This window comes from Mycoplasma sp. 2045, assembly GCF_024582715.1.
Lineage (GTDB): Bacteria > Bacillota_I > Bacilli_A > Mycoplasmatales > Metamycoplasmataceae > Mycoplasmopsis.
Window position 1 is genome coordinate 737481 of the sequence record NZ_CP102083.1, and the last position, 21491, is coordinate 758971.

Here is a 21491-nt window from a genome sequence, read left to right on the forward strand (position 1 = left end):
CTATATAATTTAAAAATATGAAAATACCTGCTACAAAAAACGAAATAAAAGACTACATTATTGAGCTTACAAATGAGTTAAATAAACTCAATCACGCTTACTACAATCTAGATAAACCACTTGTTGATGACTTTGTTTATGATAGTAAATTAAGAGAACTTGAAGAGCTTGAAATTAAGTATCCTGAGTTTATTCAAGAAGATTCTCCCACAACTAAAATTGGTGGTGTTCCAAGCTTAAACTTCTCTAAATATACTCATCAAAAACCAATGCTTTCACTAGCTAAAGCATATTCGCAAGAAGAAGTTAATGATTTTATTAAAAATGCTACAGCACCTATAAATTCATCACAAATTAACTTCAATCTTGAACCTAAAATTGATGGTCTATCAATCTCATTAATTTACAAAGATGGTAAATTAGCAAATGCAGTAACTCGTGGAGATGGTAAAGTTGGTGAAGATGTTACTAAAAATGCTCTAATCATCAAAAGCATCCCTAAAACAATTAATTATCTAAAACCAATTGAAATAAGAGGGGAAATTTATATTAACAAATCTAAATTCCTTGAAATTAATCAACAATTAAAAGAAGAATTCGAAGAGAAGAAACTTGAATTTATTAATAAAACTTGACCAGCTTATTTAGCTAAATTAGGTGATTACAATAATGGTAAAATCAAAGCACTTCCAAAGGAACCAAAAGAGCCTACAGAAGATTATTTTGCTAATACCAGAAATATGGCAGCAGGTACTTTAAGACAGAAAAATGGTAAATTAATCATTCAGAGAGATCTTCAAATCATTATGTATGATATTGTCGATCCATTAGAGCACGGTCTAAAAGAACAATCACAGATTGTTGATTTCTTAAAATCATTAAACTTACCTACACATCAATATCACTACGTAGAAAAAGATTTTCAATCAATAATCAAAAGAATTAATGAGTTTGAATTAGTTAAAGATTCATTTAAGTATGACTGTGATGGTTTTGTCATTAAGCTGAATCAACTTGAATATTGAGATTTATTAGGTAAAACTGCTAAATTCCCTAGATATGCAATTGCATATAAATACAAAACTGAAGAAGCATATCCGATTATTAAAAAGATAGTAGCTACAGTTGGTAGAACCGGAAAAATAACTTATGTAGCAAGTTTCGACCCTGTCGAGTTAGTTCAAACAACAGTTTCAAATGCAACACTTCACAACTATGATTTTATTTCTAATATGAACATAAACATAGGTGACCAAGTTGTTTTAATCAAATCTGGTGAAATTATTCCTAAAATTATTGAGTTGAAAACTAAATACACAAATTCAATTTTCCCTAAGGTTCTAAATTGTCCTTCTTGTAATTCAGTTTTAGTTGAATACCCAGGAATTGTTGATCAATTTTGTGAAAATCCAAACTGTTATGAAAAACTAACTAGAAACTTATCATTCTTTGTTTCTAGAGATGCACTTAACATTGTTTCACTAAGTGAAAAGACACTTAACTTCTTCTTTGATAAAGGTTGAATTACAGACCAATATTCAATTTTTAATCTAAAGGATAAAGCTGATGAAATTCTTGAATTCTTCAAAGAAAATTCATCAAATCCTGATGTTAAAATCAAGATTGCTGATAAAAGATTAAGCAACATTTTAGTTTCTATTGAAGAAGCAAAAAATGTTGAATTACATAAAGCATTATTTGCTTTAGGAATCAAAAACATAGGTCTCGTAGTTGCAAAAACTATTTCAGAAAAATTAACAAAACTTTCAGACCTATTCGAAATTAACCTTGATGAATACCTTTTAATTAATTCAATTGGACCTGAAATAGTTCAATCACTTAAAGATTTTGTCACAGATAATAAAAATAAAGAATTGATACAAAAATTAGACAGTGTGTTAATTTACAAATCATCAAATAATGAACCTAAATCAGATAAACTTAAAAATCAAACTTTTGTAATTACAGGTACGCATTCAGTTTCTAGAGATGAACTTTCAAAAATCATTGAGCAAAATGGAGGAACTGTTTCATCTTCAATTTCAAGTAAAACAAATTACTTAGTTGCTGGAGAAAATGTTGGAGCAACTAAATTTGATAAAGCAAACAAATTAAATGTTCCAATTATAAGTGAGCAAGACTTATACGAAATGATTAAATAGCACTTGTTGCTATTTTTTTATACAAAAAACCAGTCATTATAACTGGTTTCGTATGTAATAAGGTATTGTGATTAAATTATTTGTTCTTTTTGATTTCTTTAAGACGAGCACTTTTTCCACTAAGATTTCTCATGTAGTAAAGTCTTTTTCTTCTAACTTTGTTTGAACGAACTACTTCGATGTGTGCGATTAAAGGTGAGTTAACTGGAAATGTTCTTTCAACACCAATTCCGTAAGAAATTTTTCTAACTGTGAACATTTCTCTTGTACCTGATTCTTTTTTACTGATTACTAAACCTTCAAAAATTTGAATACGTTCTTTTTCACCTTCACGGATACGTACGTGAACTTTAACATTGTCTCCTGTTTTGAATTCAGGTAAGTCTGTACGTAATTGTGGGTGTTCTACTAACTCTAATAATCTATTTCTCATTTTTAATTATCCTTTCATAAAGGTCAGGTCTATTCTTTTTAGTTTTTTCTAAACTAGCCTGCTCTTTTCATTCTTTAATTTTCTTATGGTCTCCATTAAGCAATACTTCAGGTACTAAGTAACCTTTGTATTCTCTTGGTCTTGTATATTGTGGATGTTCTAATAAACCTCTACCTTGGAAAGATTCATTTTGATGTGATTCATCTCTAATAGCCCCTGGAAGTAATCTGATAATACTATCAGCCATTACCATTGATGGTAATTCTCCTCCTGTAAGTACATAATCACCTATTGATAATTCAATATCAACAAAATTAAGTACTCTTTCATCAAACCCTTCATACCTTCCGGCGATGAAAGTGATTTGATCTTTTTTAGATAATTCCTCTGCTATTTCTTGAGTGAATTGTTTACCTTGTGGAGAAACTAAAATTCTATATCCACCGTTATTTTCTAAACTTTCTAAAGCTAAGTCAATTGGTTCTACTTGTAAAAGTAGCCCGTGACCACCACCATAAATCTCATCGTCAACTTTTCTATGTTTATCTTTAGAAAAGTCTCTAAAATCAACCACATTAAATTCCACTAGCCCTTTTTCTTTAACTAAGTTAACAATACTTTCATTAACAAAAGGTTCATAGTATCTAGGGAATAAAGTAAGAAAATTAATTTTCATTATTTTTTAAGTTCTGAAGTTAATTTGTGAGCTCTAAATAAGTTAGCAACAGTAATTGTAGGTTGTGCACCTTGTTTTAATCATTTTGCAGTTAATTCTTTGTTTAAAACAAATTCTTTAGAAGATGGATTGTAGTGTCCTAAAGCTTCGATAAATTTACCATCACGTGGTGATCTGGCGTCAGCCACAACAATTTTGTATACTGGTCTGAACTTGTCACCCATTCTTTTTAATCTAATTTTAACCATTTTTACCTCCTTAATTAAGTGTAAAGCGCTAGTGCTTTACAGCTGTATAAATTTAGATATATTATAATATAAAAAAATAAATCACACGCATTTTTTTACGTGTGATTTATAGACCTAAAAATTAAATAATTCTTGTTGCAATGTACCCAAATGGTAAGTAATTTGGATACACAATATTTACAATTAAGAATGATAATATAGCTAATATAACTAATAAAGAAATTAAATCAATTCAAGATTGTTTAATTTTTCTATATTTAGTTCTCTTAGCATATGGATCGTATCCTCTTGTTTCCATTGAGTTAGCTAAATCTTCAGCTTTTGAGAATGATGAAACGAATAAAGGAATAATCAATGTAGTAAATGCATCAATTTTTTCTTTAATATTCCCGTGCTTGAAGTCTACACCACGTGATGATTGTGCTTTGATAATTCTATTTGATTCATCAATTAATGTTGGTATGAATCTAAGTGCGATCGAAACAATCATCGCAATAACGTGTGTAGGTACAAAAATGAATTTAAGTGGATATAAAAGATCTTCAATTGCTTTTGTTAATAATATTGGTCTTGTTGTGTTTGTTAACAATGTAGTAATTAAAATCATTGTGTAAATTCTTAAAAATAAACTCAATGTTTTATTGATATTATCTAATGAAACACCATATTGAACTTTTTGAATAAGAGCATCTGAATGTTCACCTTTAAAAACAGATAACACACCATTTGTGTCTATTATTGTGTTATAAAAAGTTTTGCTTGCTGAAGTGTTAAAACTTCAGAATCCATTCGTCCAGTAAGCTTGAGCTAACCTATTTACATCTTGATGATCTTTTAAATATGATTTGCTCAACATATTAGCAATATCATTATGTACTGTTTCGTTTGTTATAGTGTACAAGTTGACTGCAAAAATTACAACAGACACAAAGATAGGTAACTTAAGCATTTTAAGTAATGGTCTTACTCTTTTATTTGTGTAAATATACATAATAACAAGAGGTAAAAGTAAGATAACCATATCAATGAAATATCTAACCATAAACACCATTACAATATAAACAATAACCATAAGTAACTTAAATCTAGGATCTAATTTATATAAAAATCCATCACCTGGAATGTAACGACCAAATACACTTTTCATTACACTCCCTTCTTACTTTCCATATGTTTGTTAATATAGAAAGCCAATTCTTCTTCTGATGTTACTTTTGGTATATCTACACCTCTTTTTCTTAATTTATTAGCAAACTCTAATAAATGTGGTGGCTGAAGATTGTTTTCCTTTAAAAACTCAACATCATTTAAAACATCATAAGGTTCACCATCATTAACAATTTGTCCATTTTTCATAAGTAAAATACGTTTTGAGTATTTTAAAATGTTATCTAAATCATGAGTTACATTGATGATAGTTTTTCCTGATTTATGTAAGTTATTAAGAATTTCTAAAATTTCATCAACACCTTGAGGATCAAGTCCAGCCGTAGGTTCGTCAACAACTAAGAAATCAGGTTCCATTGCTAAAATCCCAGCAAGAGCAACTCTTCTTTTTTGTCCACCACTGAGTTCAAAGGGGCTTCTTTCTAAATATTCTTCACCTAATCCTACAAGTTTTAAACATTCTCTAGCTTTTTCATAAGCTTTAATTTTTGGAACACCATAAGCCATCGGACCAAATGCAATATCCTCAATTATTGTTCCTTTAAATAACTGATATTCTGCAAATTGAAAAGCTATAGCAACTCTTTGTCTAATTTTTTTAGGCATAGATCTTAATGATTTGATTTTGCTTTTGTATGTTTGTTGAGTCACAAAATCTTCAACATATTTAAGCTTATTAATTTTCTTTAATGTCTCAGAGTTAGCATCAAATTCATTTTTGAACAATTCAACTTCTTTACTAAATGAAAATTTAAACTTGTTTTTAAGTTTTGATTTTCTTTCAGTTTGATGCTGACTGTATTCTTCACTAAATTTGTTGTAAGCTATCTTGTATTCTTTTTTATAGATTTTTTCTAACTCTTTAATTTGCTTATCATTAGCTTTAATTTCTTTTTTAATTTGAGCACTTTTTTCTTTAAGCTCTGCTTTATATTTAGGATCATTTTTATCATAATATTTTTTGTCTAATGAAACTAATAGTTTCGATAGTTCATAGCCATATGTTCTTCTAATATTATCCTTATAAACTCATTCGATTACTCCATTTGTAGGTTCTAGTAATCTATTTAAATGTTCGATTAATGTAGTCTTTCCTGAACCAGTAGCACCAATAATACCAACATATTCACCTTGCTTAATTGTTGCAGATACATCTTTTAATGCAGTAAATTCTCAAGGTGTCTTTACACTAAATGTATGAGTTAATTTTTTTACTTTTATTTGCATATTTCTTCTATTAACTCACTTTCATTGTATGTTGGTTCAATTCCATTAATCATTGTGCTCATTCTGTAAATAAATGGAGATTCAATTTTCGCTATTTCAATAATTTCTTGGTTCTTTAATATTTCTTTTGGTGAGCCAGCTGCAATTAATTTTCCTTTAGCAAAAACTAAACATTTATCAGCTAAAATTGCTTCATCCATGTCGTGTGTAATTGAGATTAAGGTTTTATCTTTTTGTTCTTTAATTTCCTTGATTATTTGAATAACGCTTGATTTACCTTTTGGGTCAAGCATTGATGTAACTTCATCGAAAATAATAACATCAGGATTTAAAGCTAAAATTGCAGCAATAGCAACCCTTTGTTTTTGCCCACCACTTAAGCTTTCAGGTTCTCTTTCTAGTAAGTTATCCATATCAACTTTTGCTGCATATTTTTTAACTAGCTTATGCATTTCTTCATGTGGAATGTTTCTATTTTCTAATCCAAATGCAATATCATCTTCAACACTAGAACCTACAAACTGGTTATCTGGATTTTGAAAAATAATCCCAATTTTCTTTCTAATCTTAAGTAAGTTCTCTTTTGAATATTCAATTCCATCAATGCTAATTGAACCGCTTTGAGGTTTAAGTAAAGTTACAAGTACTTTTGACAAAGTACTTTTACCTGAACCATTGTGCCCTAATATAGCAACATACTCACCTTTTTCAATAGAAAAAGAAACATTTTTCAATGCTGGTTGAGTATCTGTTTCTCTATATCTGAATGTAATGTTATCTACCTTAATCATAAATATAATTTTAATAAAAAAGCAATATTTTGATAGCTTTCTTATGGAAAATTATTATTTTTAAATAAATTTAATTTATTTAACTAATTTTCAACTTTTGAAGCTATAAAATATTGTGCTTTATCTTTAAATCCTAACTTTTTGTATAAGTTACCAATCTTTTCTTCTGTGTAATATAAAAGTGGTTCAAGGTTATTGTTTAATATATCCTTACATAGTAGTGAAACTAAATGCGAAGCTAAGCCTAGACCTCTAAATTCTGGATTTGTTGCTACTCCTCAAATTACTGCGTTTTTAGAATTTGTATAAACAACACAAGCATGAGAAATTACTTTTTTATCTTTTAAAGCTATATAACCATAGTTTAAGTTATTTTCTAGAACATATTTTTTATAAGAATCAACTCAATGATTTCTTGAGTTTGGATAAAAATTTTCTTCTTCGAGGAATTTTTTGATTTCATCAAAATCAAATAAATCAACTCTTTTAATTAATATCTTTTTATCTAATGCTTCTTCTTTTGCTTCACTAAAAACAAAATCATCTTTATCTAATGCAGCAATAGTTTGATTGTAAATTTCATGATTATTAAGATTACTAATCTGATGAACCAAGTTCAAGCAAGCATTACCATAAGTTATTACAGTTGGTGAAAAATCTGAAAGCAATTTAATAATTTTCTCCACATTTTCTTTTTTGTAGTTTACATTAGATATAAATGCAGAATATGCATCATTTCTAAAAGTGTTAATTACCAATCCATTTTGAAAATAGGTAATGGAACAGCTATTTTCTAATTTATTTTCTAGTAAGTTATTTTCATATAGAAAAATATAGTAATTATTTACAAATCATTCTTCCTTTAATAAGTCTAAAGTCATAAAACTCCTCAGTTGACAAATTTCAGTTAATTATATCACTATGAATTTTACTTTTATAACTTGTAGAGTATAGAAAAAGGTACAATTATGTGCTCAGAAAATTCTGTCTCACTTAAATCAATGTATTCAAAATTGATTCCTAATTTGTTTTGATAATACTTAATTACATTATTTGTAACTTTACTTAAGCTAGAGTTTTCTTTAAACGAAAGATTACTATTTAAAAACAAAACTTTCTTCATGTTTTCCTTTTTATTTTGTAAAAAGTTAATTTTTTACTTAAAATCTAACTTTTTCATAAAATTTTTTGTTAAGAAATAAAAAAATCTATCCCTTAAGGGATAGAAAATTATCTAATTAAGCAACATATTTTTCAGGATGTTTTTGTTTCATTAATTCAATGAATTCTTTTTTATCCATTGAACCATATTTGTTCATTAAATCAACACATTCTTCATATTCAGCAATAGCTCATTCAACATCTTCGAATCCATCAACTGATGTAATTCCTGGACGTTTTCAGTTTTTGTATGTACTAAAGAATGTTTTAACTGTATCTAAAAATGGTCTTGGTAAGTCTGATAATGAGTTAATATGATCTAATCTGTAATCATCAGCGTGAACTGCAATTAATTTTGTATCAGTTTCACCGTCATCAATCATTTTCATAGCACCAATAATTCTTGCATTTAATAATGAACCTGGAATGAATTGTTCTGATGAATATAATAATACATCAAGTTCGTCTCCATCTCAGTCTAATGCTTCAGGAATGAAACCATAGTTGCAAGGGTAAACAAAATCTTCACGTAAGATTCTATCTACTTCAATTTGTCCTGTTTTTCTGTTGTATTCATACTTGATTCTTGAGTTTTTTTGAATTTCAATTTTAATTTGCACTTCTTTTTTCATAGTCATATTATAAAACAAAAATATTTCACTTTCTACTTTGCTTTTTTTTTTTTTTTTTAGAATAAGGATATAGATAAAAACGAAGGGATATATATGGAAAACAAAAAATATTATACGAAACCAATATTCTGATTATCATTAATTTGAATAATTATTATTTCTGTAGGAATTCTACACATAATATGATCAGTTGTTGTGGTACAACTACAAATTTACTATTATTCTTCAGAATCATTTGCTCGAATATATATACTTGCAATAGGAACAAATGTAAATATCTGAATCATAGCAACGATTACATTTATTCTTCACATAATATTAATGTTTTTACAAATCATTGCTATTGTTAGACTTCTTCGCAGAAAAAGCGAAGATGATATTGCAATAGCAGTATTATATATTTTAGCCTGTGTATTTGGCCCAATCTTTAGTTTTGGAGGCTCAATATTAGCTAAAAAATCTGAAAAAAATATGAAATAGATTAATTTTCTAGCACTTTAGTTTTCTGAGTGCTTTTTATTAAAAAAACTAGGTTATCCTAGTCAATTTATCTATATTTTCGATGCTTTTCGTATGATGCTACAACTGGTTTGTATTTAGTTCTATGTATTTTAGTTGGACCAAACACATTTAAAGCATCTAAATGTTTTTTAGTCCCATAACCTTTGTTATTATCAAAATCATATTCAGGGTATATTTTTGAATATTCTTTAAGCATTCTATCTCTTGTAACCTTGGCTAAAATGCTAGCAGCAGCAACTGAAAGTGAAATTGAATCACCTTTAACTAAATTAATTTGTTCATAGTTTTCTAAATTTAATTTTTCATAATCTGTAATTATCAAATCAGGTTTGTTTTTAAATTTTTTAACAATAGATTCCATACCTAAAATTGATTCTCTTTTAGGATTTGAATTATTGATTTGTTCAAGAGTTCTAACTTCAATAACATATTCAACACAATCGTTGACTATTTCTTCATAAAGTTCTTCTCTTTGTTTTTCAGTTAACTGTTTAGAATCTTTAATTTTGCTATTTGAGTATCCTTTAGGAAAAATCACGCCAGCAACTACTAACTCACCAGCTAAACAACCTCTTCCTACTTCATCTAAACCAATAATGACATCGTATTTGTCTCAATAATTCTTTTCAAAATCTAACATAAGTAAATTATAAAGTTAAATATAATTAATATATTGATTTTATTCCAAACAAGGAGATATTATGGGTTCATTAGTTACAGCACATTGCGATATGTGCAATAAGGATTATAGATATGCTTTTGGAACAATTGCTGATGTTGTTCCATTTGATATTGTTCTTAAATTAATGGTTAGAGAGCAAAAATATTTATTAGACTTTGAAGTGTATAAAGAAGTGTTGAGAAAAGAGTTAGCTGAAGATCCACAATTTAAAATTTTATCTTATGAACAACAAGATAAAGTTTTAGAAACTTCATTTAAACAAGTTGATGAATTCTTCCCTCAAGAAGAAAAAGATATGATTAAAAACAACATACTTTGGGGTGGATCAGTAGAAATTTACCCAATTGTTGATTTAAGAATTCCAGAAGAACAAAGAGAAGTATTTAATGTACCTTTAGTTCATTTAGAATTTCTAAGACCTGAAAGAACTGTTAAATATGATCGTAAATATAATGAGAATGTTTTATATGTTCAATTCACACCAGATCAAACAATGTTAACTTGTCCCAAACACGTGACAATTTCAGCTAGAAAAGTAAAAGAAGATAGGATCTAAAGCAACCATTTTATAAAAGAATTTTATTTTGGAATCACTACCTATTTCGGTAGTTTTTTTGTTTTTTAGACAATAAAATTCAAATCAAATAATTTCTATAGCGCCATAAAAAATAGGTATGTTACTATCAATATTTTATTAGTTATGTTTCTAATATTACCCCACTAATATTTTTAATATTAGTGGTATACTTTAAACATATTTATTAATGGAGTAAAAGATATGACAAAATACACAGAACAAGAACAAGTAAGACGTAATAAATTAAACTTTTACAAAGAAAATAATATTGAAGCTTTTGCAAAAGCAGATGGATTAAAAGAAAGATCATATTCAGATGAATTAACTTCTAAATACGAAAATGTATCTAAAGAAGAATTAGAACAAAATCCAGTTTCTGTTGCTATTGCAGGTAGAATTTTAACAATACGTGGACCTTTCATTTTAATCAAAGACTACCACGGAAAAATTCAAGCTTACTTCAACAAAAAAGAACATGATGAATCTGTTAATGCATTAGTATCATCTTTAGACTTAGGAGATATTATTTATGTTGAAGGTAATGTTATGAAAACTCACACAGGTGCAGTTACTGTTAAAGTTCAAAATATTAAACTTTTAACAAAAGCTCTTAAACCACTTCCTGATAAATACCATGGATTAGCTGATGTTGAAGAAAGATACAGACACAGATATGTTGATTTAATTGTTAATGATGAATCAATGCAAGTATTCTGAAATAGAACAAAAATCATTAGTGAAATTAGAAGATACTTTGATGAAAGAGAATATATGGAAGTTGAAACCCCATTCTTACACGATTATTTATCAGGTGCTTCTGCTCGTCCATTTAAAACACATCACAATGCATTGGATCAAGAATTTGTTCTTAGAATTGCTACTGAAATTCCTCTTAAAAAACTTTTAGTTGGTGGAGTTGATAGAGTTTATGAAATTGGTCGTATTTTCAGAAACGAAGGAATTGACACAACTCATAACCCTGAATTCACTTCAATTGAATTCTATGAAGCTTACTCAAACCTTGAAGGAATGATGCAACGTACAGAAGAACTTATTAAAAGAGTTGCAGCTAAATTAGGTAAATCAACAGTTATTAACAAAGGTGTTGAAATTGATTTGGCAAAACCATTTAACAGAGTTGATATGGTTGAAGCTGTTTCTAAAGCTACAGGTAAAGATTTTAGAAACATTTCATTTGATGAAGCTGTTGAGGTTGCTAAATCATATGGTATTAAAATTCAAAAATTCCATCAATTAGGTCACATTATTAATGAACTTTTTGAAGAACTTATTGAAAAAACATTAATACAACCAACTTTTGTATATGGACATCCATTAGAAATTTCTCCTCTTACTGCTAAAGGTCAAGACCCTAGATTCGTTGAAAGAGCTGAATTGTTCATTAACACAAAAGAATATGCAAATATGTACACTGAGTTATCAGATCCAATTGACCAATTAGAACGTTTTGAAGACCAATTAAAAGAAAAGAACAATGGAAATGATGAAGCTAGTGACATTGATTGAGATTTCGTTGAAGCGTTAGAATACGGAATGCCACCTACAGGTGGATGTGGAATTGGAATCGATAGATTAACAATGTTATTAACTGAAAAAGATTCAATTCGTGATGTTCTTTTATTCCCTACAATGAAACGTAAATAGTATTTAAATTACAGACTTTTAAAGTCTGTTTTTATTATACTTTTTGTAGTTCAATTGTACTTATTGCATAGTCTCCAAGGTATAAAAAAATACTCACCACTATTTTGTGGTAAGTATTATTCAACATAATTAATTATTCTTTTCAATCAATATCTTTTGGATGTTTTGTAGTTTTGTTAACTGTGATGTTAGCAACTTTCCCGTTCTTGATTGTAAAAACTTTATCAGCAATTGGTGCTATAAGAGGGTTGTGAGTAACCATAACTATAGTAACACCATATTTTTTATTGATGTCATATAAGTAATTTAAAACAATCTTTGAAGTAGCATCATCAAGTGCTCCTGTAGGTTCATCAGCGAAAATGATTTCAGCATTTTTAGCCAATGCACGTAGGATTGAAATACGTTGTTGTTGTCCCCCAGACATTTGTGATGGATATTTGTTTTTAACATCTTCTAGTTCAAATTCCTCAAATAACTTATCAATGTTTAATCTTTTACTTTTATCTTTTTGTAAGTAAGCACCAGTTTCAACATTGTCATAACCATTTAGATTTTGTAATAAGTTGTAATTTTGGAAGATAAAACTAACGTGTTTTCTTCTAAATAAAGTAAGTTTGAAATCTGAGTAGTAAGGTAAGTTTTGATTACATACAATAACTTGTCCTCTACTTGGTCTATCAAGTCCACTTATAAGGTTAAGTAATGTACTTTTTCCACCTCCAGATTTACCAAAGATCATAACAAATTCACCTTTGTTAATTGTTAATGAAACATTCTTTAAAACTCTAGTAGCTGTAGTTCCTGATAAGTAAAACTTACTTACGTTTTTAACTTCTATGACTGCGTTACCTGTGTTTTTAAGTTTTTCATTACCATCTTTAGATCTCTTTTTGTTTGAAGCTTTTCTAATAACTCTAGCAATTGATCTGTCTAATACAACTTTGTTGCTTCCACCATCAGCATCAAGAATGTCAAATACATTTTTCTTTGTAATTTTTACATCTGATGTCTTTTTAGTTAAAACAACAACTTCTTGAGTTTCTTTATTTGTGTCATTGTTTACATTTACGTTTTTATTTTCCATTATTTACCTTTCAATAAATCAATTGGTTTAACTTTGTTAATTCCGATTCAAGATAATATTGACGTTACTAAGAATACTCCTAGAATAACTAATACTGTCACTAATATGTTTAGAGGTGAAATAACAATAGGAATTGCAATAGATGCAGCTGATGTTAAGAAACCACTAAAGATTGATATAAATCCAAATGCTAATGAGATAGCTATTAAGATAGATATAAGAATAAATGGTAAGTAAATTCCATAGAAAATCTTAATTTTTTCTTTTTCATTATATCCAAGGATTGATCAGATAGCTATATTCTTCTCATTTTCTCCAATAAGAATTGTTGAAATGATTACCAATATAACTATAGAAATTATGAATGCTAAGATTGTCACAATAGTTACAATTTTTTGAACTGTTTGCGCAATAGACATTGTGTAACCTACTTCAATAACTTTAGAATCTAAAGTATTAGCCATAGGGATATATAAGTTGTTATTGAATATATTAGCAAACTTGTTAATGTGTTGTTCTGCATTAGCTCTTGCTAATAAGTAGTTGTCTTTAATACTTTCAGTTTCTTTATATTCAGGATTTATAAATTTAGCAATTTGTAAGTCTGAATATCCTAAAGAACTCATTACTCCATCGATTGTTGAGTTATCTACTGTTTGTCTTGATCCAAATAATGCATCAAACATATCTTCAAGATATTTAGTTGTTAAAGTAGATGTGTCAAATGATTGGATAGCCGGTCAGTAACCACTGTTTGAATATAATCCAGCTGATGATAATAATTGCATTGGTAATGGGTGTTTAGACATAATACCGTTAAACACTTCATATTTAGGGTTATGTTTAACTTTATCTAATCCTGTAAGTATATCAGCAGCTTTTTTAGGAATAATAAACTCATTATTAATATATGTTGGGTTTATACCTCTAACAATGAATTTGTAAGTTTGTCTCTCTGGTTCTTTATATTCAGGGTTATCTAATTTCTCATAATATTCATTTATCTTATCTTTGAATCTATTTACATTATTGTTTACAACAACTTCAAATTTAGATCCAACTAATAAGTTAAATGCTTTTGATGAAACTTCGTTAATGATAAGTGGAATAGGTTTATTGTTAACGTCAAATCCGTTTTGACTAAACTCATCGTTAATTAATTTAAGTAAATCTTGTCCACTAGTAGATTTAATCTTAATTTGTTTTGAATCTTCTTGGTAACCATATAACTTAATAGTTTCGTTCTTGATTTTACCTTTCTTAATTTGATTTGCATCTACATATGTATAAAGCTCATCAAATTCAGGGTCAAAATATAAGCCACCAAATGAAACTAAGAAGTCACTTACAACTGATGCATTAGGATCTCGTTTTAATATTTCACCATTTTCTTTATAGATTTGTTTGTATCCATTGATTAAGAATTCTCTATATTCATTTCTATAAGCTGATGTTGAAATTATTATTTCATCAAAATCAGTTTTATTTTTGTTAGCTTGAAGATAAACAAATTTACCTAATTCTGGGCTAGTTTCATTTTCTACATAACGGAAGAATCCTGAAACTGATCCTGCTTGAGCTAACTCAATCATTTTAGTCATATCAAGAATTTTTCTATCACCATCTTGTTTGTAATGTAAGTTTGGTTGTGTTCTTTCAAGTCTTCTACCAATTTCATTTCTTACAGATGTGATTCTTGATTTTTGTGAGTCAGGTAATGAATTGTAAACTTGATCTCAAGGGTCAATTGAAACTGATGAATCAATCTTAATGTTAACTGAGAATTGTGAAATTACGTGTCCATCAAAATCTGTAGGATTTCCATTTGGATATCTATATGATGTAGTTCCATCAGGATTTTTGATTGCAAGTTTATTTACAGCTGTTGATATACCTGGTTTGAAGTAATCGCTTTGATATTGGTTAATTTCAGCAATATCTCCAACAGGCACATAAAGTGTGTTTTCTAAATCTTGTGCTGTGAACAGATTAATTCCACCACCTTCTATTGTAGGTGTTCTTAAGTCAAATTTGTAATTGTAACTTCTGTTTTTATATGTTTTTCTAATTGATGATTCAAATTCACCAAAGGTTGCTATTCCGAACAATGTAGTTATAGCAACTAAAATGATTGATATACCAAATGATGCCAGTTTTCAGAAGCTGTGGAAGATTAATGAAGCACTAAATTTAGTTTTAATATTTCTCTTCTTGAATAAGTTTGCATATTTAGCGTGGAAGTCACCTGTACTTACTTCTGTTATTCCACTCATTAAGTCAATTGATTTATATCTTAATGAACGAATTGAAACAACAATAATAAGTATAGACATAGCTGCAAGTGGTAATATGATGTTTATTCCAAATGAAACTATTGAGAAGTTTAGGGTCTGAATCGGTATAGCTCAATAATCGCTTAATAACTTAACAGCTTCAGCATGTATTAAGAAACCAGTTAAGTATCCTGCGATTCCTCCAATAATGATTGTAAAGAACGCGAACACAGTCATTGATAATGAGATTTCTAATGGTGTATAACCTTGAGAAACTAAAATACCAATAGCTTTGTTTTTGTTTGTAATGTATCTCTTAATAATGAAAATAATTGAGATAGCAACTAATGTAATTAAGATAGATAATAAGATTTTTGAAACGAATCCGATTACTTTAATGAAGTTTTTAACTGCAGTAATTCTAATTGCACGTTCAGGGTTAATTCCATCAATTTCATCATCTAGATAAACTCTAGGTAAATCATTTGAGTTATTTGTTGCTTTATTAACAACTTGAATTAATTCTTGTTTAAGGTCTTCATTTGTTAAGTTTGTTGAATTCTTAACAAGTAAGTATTCTTTAACAACATTTCCTCTGTAAGCTTGTGCAATTTTGTCAAACCCTTGTGAGTTAACGTAAACAATAGCTTGGTTATTTGTATTAACTTGTAAGTTTGCTTCATCCACAACTGGATAAATATTGTCATATGTATAATCATCACCGATAATGATAAATTCTGAACCATTTACATTAATTTTGTAATCTTCAGGAAGATTTTTGATTAATTCAACCATTCCGATTGGATTATTTGGTAATTCACCATCGTAAATTTTCTTGTTGTTTTTAGCTAATCATACATAGTTAACTTTTGCAATGTATGAACTTGTTTGGTCAAATTTAAGCGTGTTATCTAATTTGTTAACACCGGTAATTGTGTTCATAACATCTTCAATAAGTTTAATAATGTTTACACCAAATGGTGAGTAATTTTCAATGTTATCTCCAACTTTTGAATATCAGTATTGAATGATTTCGTTGTCAAAAGCAACATCTAAAATTCATTCTTTACCAATAGTTGCAAACACAGGTTTTCCTTTTTCGAATGAACTAATAAATTCACTTAATTCAACATCATTTCTAGCTAATTCCTCAAAGTTAATAATCTTATCCATTATCAAGTAAGCAATATTTGCTTTATTTTTACCACTTTCTCCTAGGTTGTTTGTGTTTGTTAAGAATCAAACTGCAACTTCAGGATGTTTAACAATTGTTAATGGGTGTAATAATGCATCTGAAATCCCTAATCTAACAACTGGAATTTCATTAATTGAGTTACTTAAGTAAATGTTAAATGTATCAAAGTGTTTTACAAATAATTCATTTGAAAATACACCTTTAATTAAGTTTTCTAACACAACTGAATCGATGTTTGTAAATTCTGATGTGTAAACATCTCTGAAGTGTTCTGTGTTGAATTTACCGTATAACTCAGCTGTTGCAATGTATGCAAATGATTGAATAATTTCTAACTCATTATCTTGCACATATTGTTTATATTGAGGGAATTTTTTAATTAATTCAGCTAATAATGAATTTGTGTAGTTACCTTGTTCATCTTTTGCAAAGAAGATTTCTTTAAGTTTTAAAGTATTTGCAAGTGATTTAGTAATACCAAACCCTGTTTTTTCAAATGAAACAATATTTTGTGATGATGGTTGAATTAAGTCAAATGAACTAAAGTCAGATAATATTTCTGAATTGTTAGCTAATTTTAATAATTCAAGAGCAAACTCTTTAGTTTTTCCACTGTCAGCATTTACTGATTTATCAAACATTTTCATTCAAACTTTGAATAATGGATATGCTTCTTTCACATAGAAGAACGGGTCATTATTTTTGTTTGAAATATCTAAGAATTTCTTAATAGCTTCTTGAACTAATGAGTGAACTGAATTATTTTCAATTGGCTTGTATTCTGCAAAGTATTTGTAAATATCTCCAATTGATAAGTTAGGCTGTAATTTAACATTTGAAGTTGTTTGCACAACTAAATTAAGAACTTGAATTCATTCATTAACTAATTGCTTAGCTTCACTTAAAGGTATTTCTCTTTTGTCTTTAGTAAATCCAAACACACCCATAGCATCATTTGTTTCTGATGATGAGAATGATGTTAGTGAAACTGTGTTTCCATTTCAATTTTCAAATCTAACTTTGTATGAGTGAACAAAGTTGTAAAGTTTGTCAAATAAACTTAATGAATTTTGAGTTGATGTAGATGTATTAGTATCTGCTCCTGCTTCAGTTGTTGAAGAAGGTTGAGGAGACATAAAGATGTTAAGAAGGTCAAAGTAGTCTAATTTTTCATCATCTGCAACTGGAATTGTTAAATATAATCCGTTGTCATCAATTTCAATATTTGTCCCTTTATCTGAAAGGTTAAACATTGAAATAATTGATTCTTTAAATGATTTATTTGAACCTGGTAATGCAAATAATGATTTAATAAGTCCATAAATAAAGTCTTTTGATTCAACTCCTGATGTCGCATATTTGTTTACTCTATCTACACTTTGATGTTCAGTGTAGAACATTCGTTTTTTGCTTAAAACAGCATCAATAAAGATGTCGAAATCAAATAAGTTAATTACATACTTAGTTCAATCTATAACGTTTTTAAATGATTTATCAGCTGAACCTGGATACAAGTTAATAATTTGTCAAATAGGTTTAAGTTGAGGCATAAATGAATTAAATACGTCATATAATGGGTTAGCTTGATCATTAACATCAGCTAATAAAGCAATGTTAATATTATCTAATAAGTCAAATAAATGTGTTTTGAATGCTTTTTGATCAACTGATCTAATAAATCATTCAATTAATTCAAGTGTTGATAATTTTCTTACGTACTTAACAATTTCTTTAGTTCCATCAGCTTTTGTAATTTCTTTATCAACTAAATGATCATGTTCATTTAAGAAAAAATCGTTTGATTGCTCTGTGAATTTAACGAAGTTGACTGATTCAATAATTCCAATAATTGAATCAAGCATAACAACAGGATCTTTAATAAATTTTGATAAAGTCCCCACTTTAACCGGAATTTCTACACCAAGTACATTTAAAACATTAAATAATTTTTGGATTTGCTCAGTTAAATATTGTTTTCTTTCTTCAAGAGTATCTTTTTGTGCAATAAATCTTCTTAAGTTTGTAAATAAGTTAATAATAAGTTTATTTGCATAATCACCATTTACATTGTGTGATAACTTGTAAAGGAAATCAAGGAACAATTTAGGAATAATTCCTAAATCAATACGTCCTGATGAGAAAATTGTTGCAAATTTATTTATATTAGCTGAATATTCAGTAGCTTCAATAAATGCATAAATAATGTCTTTAGTTAAAAATCCTTGTTTTGTTAAATCGCTATCTAACAATACTTTTTGGATATTTTCAAAAGCTTTATTTAAAGTTTGTTGTGTAGCCGCTTCATTTAAAACATCACTTAATGGTGCTCTATAACCAAAAGGTAAGTAAACAACATTATCAAATTCATTACTATGTTCAACTCATCCTTCTGGATTGATTTTTGCCATTAATGTCAATTTATTGTTTTCTAAGTATGAATCTGTTTCTTCTCAAGTTAATCTACCAGTTGATAAACGTTCTTTATCAAATTCAGAAACACCTTTTCTTGATAATGAAACATTTTGTCAGTAAAGTAACTTTTTATTAGCATCATAAACAGGTTTAATTATGTAGTATGTATCTTGTTCTCTTGATGGAGCAAAAGTAATTCCTAATTCAGCAAATTGATTAAAGTCGCTATCAGGTAATAGATTACCTTGCGCATCTGTTTCTGTTCCAACAAATTTTGCTAATTTGTAAATTTTTGATCTATCTCAAACTTCAGATAATTTAGTTTCTGGGTAGTTTTGATAAATTTTCACTTGTCCATATGTCATATCTAATGAAACGTATTTTTCATATGGAATGACGTTATTAATAATTTCACCTAAAATCTTGTGAATTGCATAATATGGTAATTCTCTAGTTTTGAAGTAACCATCAACATTTGAATAAAGATTAAATAAACCTGTTGGATTATCAATTTCATTGAAAAGTTTGTTTATATTGTTTTTGATTCCATCGATCTTTTGTTCATTATCACCCATATTAACAAAGTGATATACGAATTTTTCATTTTTAGATGTGTCGAATGCATCAATTGTGATTGATTTCTTGATACCTATGTTATCTGCACCAACTTTTTCTGAAACTTGGTTGTAGATATCTTTTTTAACAATATCTAAAGCACCATTTTTAATTTTTGTGAATGTGATATCTCAGATTCTTTTATTAGATAAATTGTCAAATTCTTCTTCTGTTAATCTATCTCTTGATGTTTCAATTTGTGCAATTGTTTTATATCCATCAAATGCATATTCTGCATAATTAGGAATCTTTGTTCTCTTTTCATAATTTAACACCGGTAAAAGTAAAACATTGTTTGGGACAATAGCACTTACATCATTAAGTAACTTGTTGTAAATATCAGTTAATTCTGAAACTGATTGTGATTTGTTAATTGATGCAGTTTGCAATCTTGTGTTTACATCGTTAGCTAATGCATCAATTTCCGGAACTCTACTCTTGTACTCTGGATGGTTGTCAACTTCTTTTCTTGTGAAGTTATAAATTTTTAAAATAAGAGTTTTTAAGTCATTAATAATAATTTCTTTAATAGCAAAGTCTCTATCTAAATAACCTGGTTGGTCTGATAAATCAGCTAATCTAAGTTGCTCATTGTATGTTAAATCATATGTAAGAACTGAATTGTTCTCATAAATTAACTCTTTGTTTTCTTTTAAAACACCTTGTTCATCAAAGTGGATAAAGTATTTAAGTGAGTTTTTATTTCAATATGAGAATTTTTTAAATTCTGATGGTAATTCACCATTGTTTCCTTTAATTAAATTCTCCATAAATGTAACATATGCTCCATCTCAGTTTTTCTTGAATGGATCTACATATGTTGATTCATAAACTCTTCTTTGGTAGTATGTGTATTCCTCTTGTTTTGCAGCTCATTTTAAAGGAATGTTGTAAGTATGATTTGTTTCAAAAACAAATGGAATCGGTTTATCTAATGTTCTTGATTCATCATATAAAGATGAATAATCAAATTCTGAATTTAATTCAACATTAACAACATCAGTTGGTTTAGCATCCTCTGGAATGTTGATTAAAGTTGAGTTTTTATCTTTATTAAGAATGAAAATGTAATTGTTATTTTGATATTTATCAAAACCAAGTTTGTCAGCAAGTGTTGCTGGTTCAACACTTAAACAAACTCCTTCATACATTCATTCTTTACCTTTAACCATGTCAAAAGTAGCTTCTTTTGTGACAATATTTAAGAATAAAGTTTTAACTTGAGAAAGAATAACATTACTTTCAGTATCTGTTGTAATGTATCCAATGTCTTCTAATTTATAAGTTTTATCAAGCACAAAGTGGTCATTTAAATTTAAAACAACTTGTGTTGTAACAGGTGAATATGAGTCATTTTCTTTTTTGTATAAGTTAACAATGAAATCAGTTTTCATTCTCATTGTTTTGATGGCTTTATCAAAATCCAATGTTAATGAACTTGCGTTTTCATTCTTGAAGTCATAAGTGTTGTAGATTTTTATAAAGTCAACTCTATCAATGTATTTGTCTTTATATTTTTCCTCATCAACAAATAAACTTAACGGAATAAATGAATCTGTAATTCTTGTTAAGTCAATTACATAACCTTCTTTTTTGTAATTATCCGTTATATAGTTAATCCCTTTATCATAAACACTTTTATTTTCGTAAACAAGTGAATCTGATTTAGAAAGTCCGTTAACAAAATATCCATCATTGTATGCTTTCGCATTTGTTGATAGATTTAAATCGATTGTAATATTGTGTGAAACTGATTTTTTCTTAGCAGCTTCATATTGTTGCTTCATTGATTTAGCAGCATCATTTAAAACAGTGAAAACTCCTGCTGTTAAAAATACAAGGATAGTTAACCCTATAACAGTAGCTTTGTTTTTAAATAATGACTTAAAGACTTCTTTAAACAAATTCTTCATAAAATCCACCTTTAAAAATTTACTTATAATTAATTTATTAATTATAAAGCATT

16 protein-coding genes are annotated in these 21491 nt (G+C 28.1%); 4 read left to right on the forward strand and 12 right to left on the reverse strand.

Translation table 4 applies throughout. The features are described 5' to 3' along the window. Positions 1 to 17: 17 nt before the first annotated feature. Positions 18 to 2162 carry an NAD-dependent DNA ligase LigA gene (ligA, locus tag NPA13_RS02985; protein WP_257089088.1) on the forward strand — a complete coding sequence of 715 codons (2145 nt, stop codon included), beginning with the start codon at positions 18 to 20 and terminating at the stop codon, positions 2160 to 2162. A 76-nt stretch (positions 2163 to 2238) separates the two neighbouring features. On the opposite strand, the gene rplS is transcribed toward ligA, so the two are convergent. From rplS to NPA13_RS03030, 9 genes are all read right to left on the reverse strand, one after another. Then, a complete protein-coding gene (gene rplS / locus NPA13_RS02990) occupies positions 2239 to 2595 on the reverse strand; it encodes a 50S ribosomal protein L19 (protein WP_257089090.1) in 357 nt (118 codons plus the stop codon). Next, positions 2585 to 3271 carry a tRNA (guanosine(37)-N1)-methyltransferase TrmD gene (trmD, locus tag NPA13_RS02995; protein ID WP_257089092.1) on the reverse strand — a complete coding sequence of 229 codons (687 nt, stop codon included), beginning with the start codon at positions 3269 to 3271 and terminating at the stop codon, positions 2585 to 2587. The genes rplS and trmD overlap by 11 nt, the downstream gene beginning before the upstream one ends. Continuing rightward, positions 3271 to 3519: a 30S ribosomal protein S16 gene (gene rpsP, locus NPA13_RS03000; protein ID WP_257089094.1), complete on the reverse strand. Its 249-nt coding sequence runs from the start codon at positions 3517 to 3519 to the stop codon at positions 3271 to 3273. The genes trmD and rpsP overlap by 1 nt, the downstream gene beginning before the upstream one ends. 121 nt (positions 3520 to 3640) lie before the next feature. Then, complete coding sequence (locus NPA13_RS03005; RefSeq protein ID WP_257089095.1) at positions 3641 to 4666, reverse strand: energy-coupling factor transporter transmembrane protein EcfT; 1026 nt, start codon at positions 4664 to 4666, stop codon at positions 3641 to 3643. After that, complete coding sequence (locus tag NPA13_RS03010; protein ID WP_257089097.1) at positions 4666 to 5913, reverse strand: ATP-binding cassette domain-containing protein; 1248 nt, start codon at positions 5911 to 5913, stop codon at positions 4666 to 4668. Before NPA13_RS03010 ends, NPA13_RS03005 begins: the two co-directional genes overlap by 1 nt. Continuing rightward, entirely contained in the window at positions 5904 to 6704 is an 801-nt protein-coding gene (locus NPA13_RS03015) for an energy-coupling factor transporter ATPase (RefSeq protein ID WP_257089099.1), read from the reverse strand. The genes NPA13_RS03010 and NPA13_RS03015 overlap by 10 nt, the downstream gene beginning before the upstream one ends. Positions 6705 to 6787: 83 nt before the next feature. Then, the gene (locus NPA13_RS03020) at positions 6788 to 7585 is read right to left on the reverse strand and encodes a GNAT family N-acetyltransferase (RefSeq protein ID WP_257089101.1); all 798 of its coding nucleotides are present in this window, start codon (positions 7583 to 7585) and stop codon (positions 6788 to 6790) included. A gap of 53 nt (positions 7586 to 7638) precedes the next feature. Then, positions 7639 to 7827, reverse strand: a complete 189-nt coding sequence (locus NPA13_RS03025; protein ID WP_257089103.1) for a hypothetical protein — start codon at positions 7825 to 7827, stop codon at positions 7639 to 7641. A gap of 115 nt (positions 7828 to 7942) precedes the next feature. After that, positions 7943 to 8497 carry an inorganic diphosphatase gene (locus NPA13_RS03030; RefSeq protein ID WP_257089104.1) on the reverse strand — a complete coding sequence of 185 codons (555 nt, stop codon included), beginning with the start codon at positions 8495 to 8497 and terminating at the stop codon, positions 7943 to 7945. 93 nt (positions 8498 to 8590) lie between these two features. Here NPA13_RS03030 and NPA13_RS03035 point away from each other — a divergent pair, with 93 nt between their 5' ends. After that, on the forward strand, positions 8591 to 8977 hold the full coding sequence (locus NPA13_RS03035) for a hypothetical protein (RefSeq protein ID WP_257089106.1): 387 nt from the start codon (positions 8591 to 8593) through the stop codon (positions 8975 to 8977). Between the two features lie 67 nt (positions 8978 to 9044). Here the strand turns inward: NPA13_RS03035 and NPA13_RS03040 are convergent, their stop codons facing one another. Further along, positions 9045 to 9659 carry a ribonuclease HII gene (locus tag NPA13_RS03040; RefSeq protein ID WP_257089108.1) on the reverse strand — a complete coding sequence of 205 codons (615 nt, stop codon included), beginning with the start codon at positions 9657 to 9659 and terminating at the stop codon, positions 9045 to 9047. A gap of 61 nt (positions 9660 to 9720) precedes the next feature. Here NPA13_RS03040 and NPA13_RS03045 point away from each other — a divergent pair, with 61 nt between their 5' ends. Together NPA13_RS03045 and lysS are read left to right on the forward strand one after the other, a co-directional pair. Further along, positions 9721 to 10257: a hypothetical protein gene (locus NPA13_RS03045; RefSeq protein ID WP_257089110.1), complete on the forward strand. Its 537-nt coding sequence runs from the start codon at positions 9721 to 9723 to the stop codon at positions 10255 to 10257. Positions 10258 to 10479: 222 nt separating this feature from the next. Further along, positions 10480 to 11943 carry a lysine--tRNA ligase gene (gene lysS / locus NPA13_RS03050; protein WP_257089112.1) on the forward strand — a complete coding sequence of 488 codons (1464 nt, stop codon included), beginning with the start codon at positions 10480 to 10482 and terminating at the stop codon, positions 11941 to 11943. A 133-nt stretch (positions 11944 to 12076) separates the two neighbouring features. On the opposite strand, the gene NPA13_RS03055 is transcribed toward lysS, so the two are convergent. Both NPA13_RS03055 and NPA13_RS03060 read right to left on the reverse strand, forming a co-directional pair. Next, positions 12077 to 13030 (reverse strand): ABC transporter ATP-binding protein, encoded by a 954-nt coding sequence (locus NPA13_RS03055; RefSeq protein WP_257089114.1) that lies wholly within the window; start codon positions 13028 to 13030, stop codon positions 12077 to 12079. Further along, positions 13030 to 21438, reverse strand: coding sequence for an ABC transporter permease (locus tag NPA13_RS03060; protein ID WP_257089116.1), 8409 nt, complete (start codon positions 21436 to 21438; stop codon positions 13030 to 13032). Before NPA13_RS03060 ends, NPA13_RS03055 begins: the two co-directional genes overlap by 1 nt. Positions 21439 to 21491: the final 53 nt, after the last annotated feature.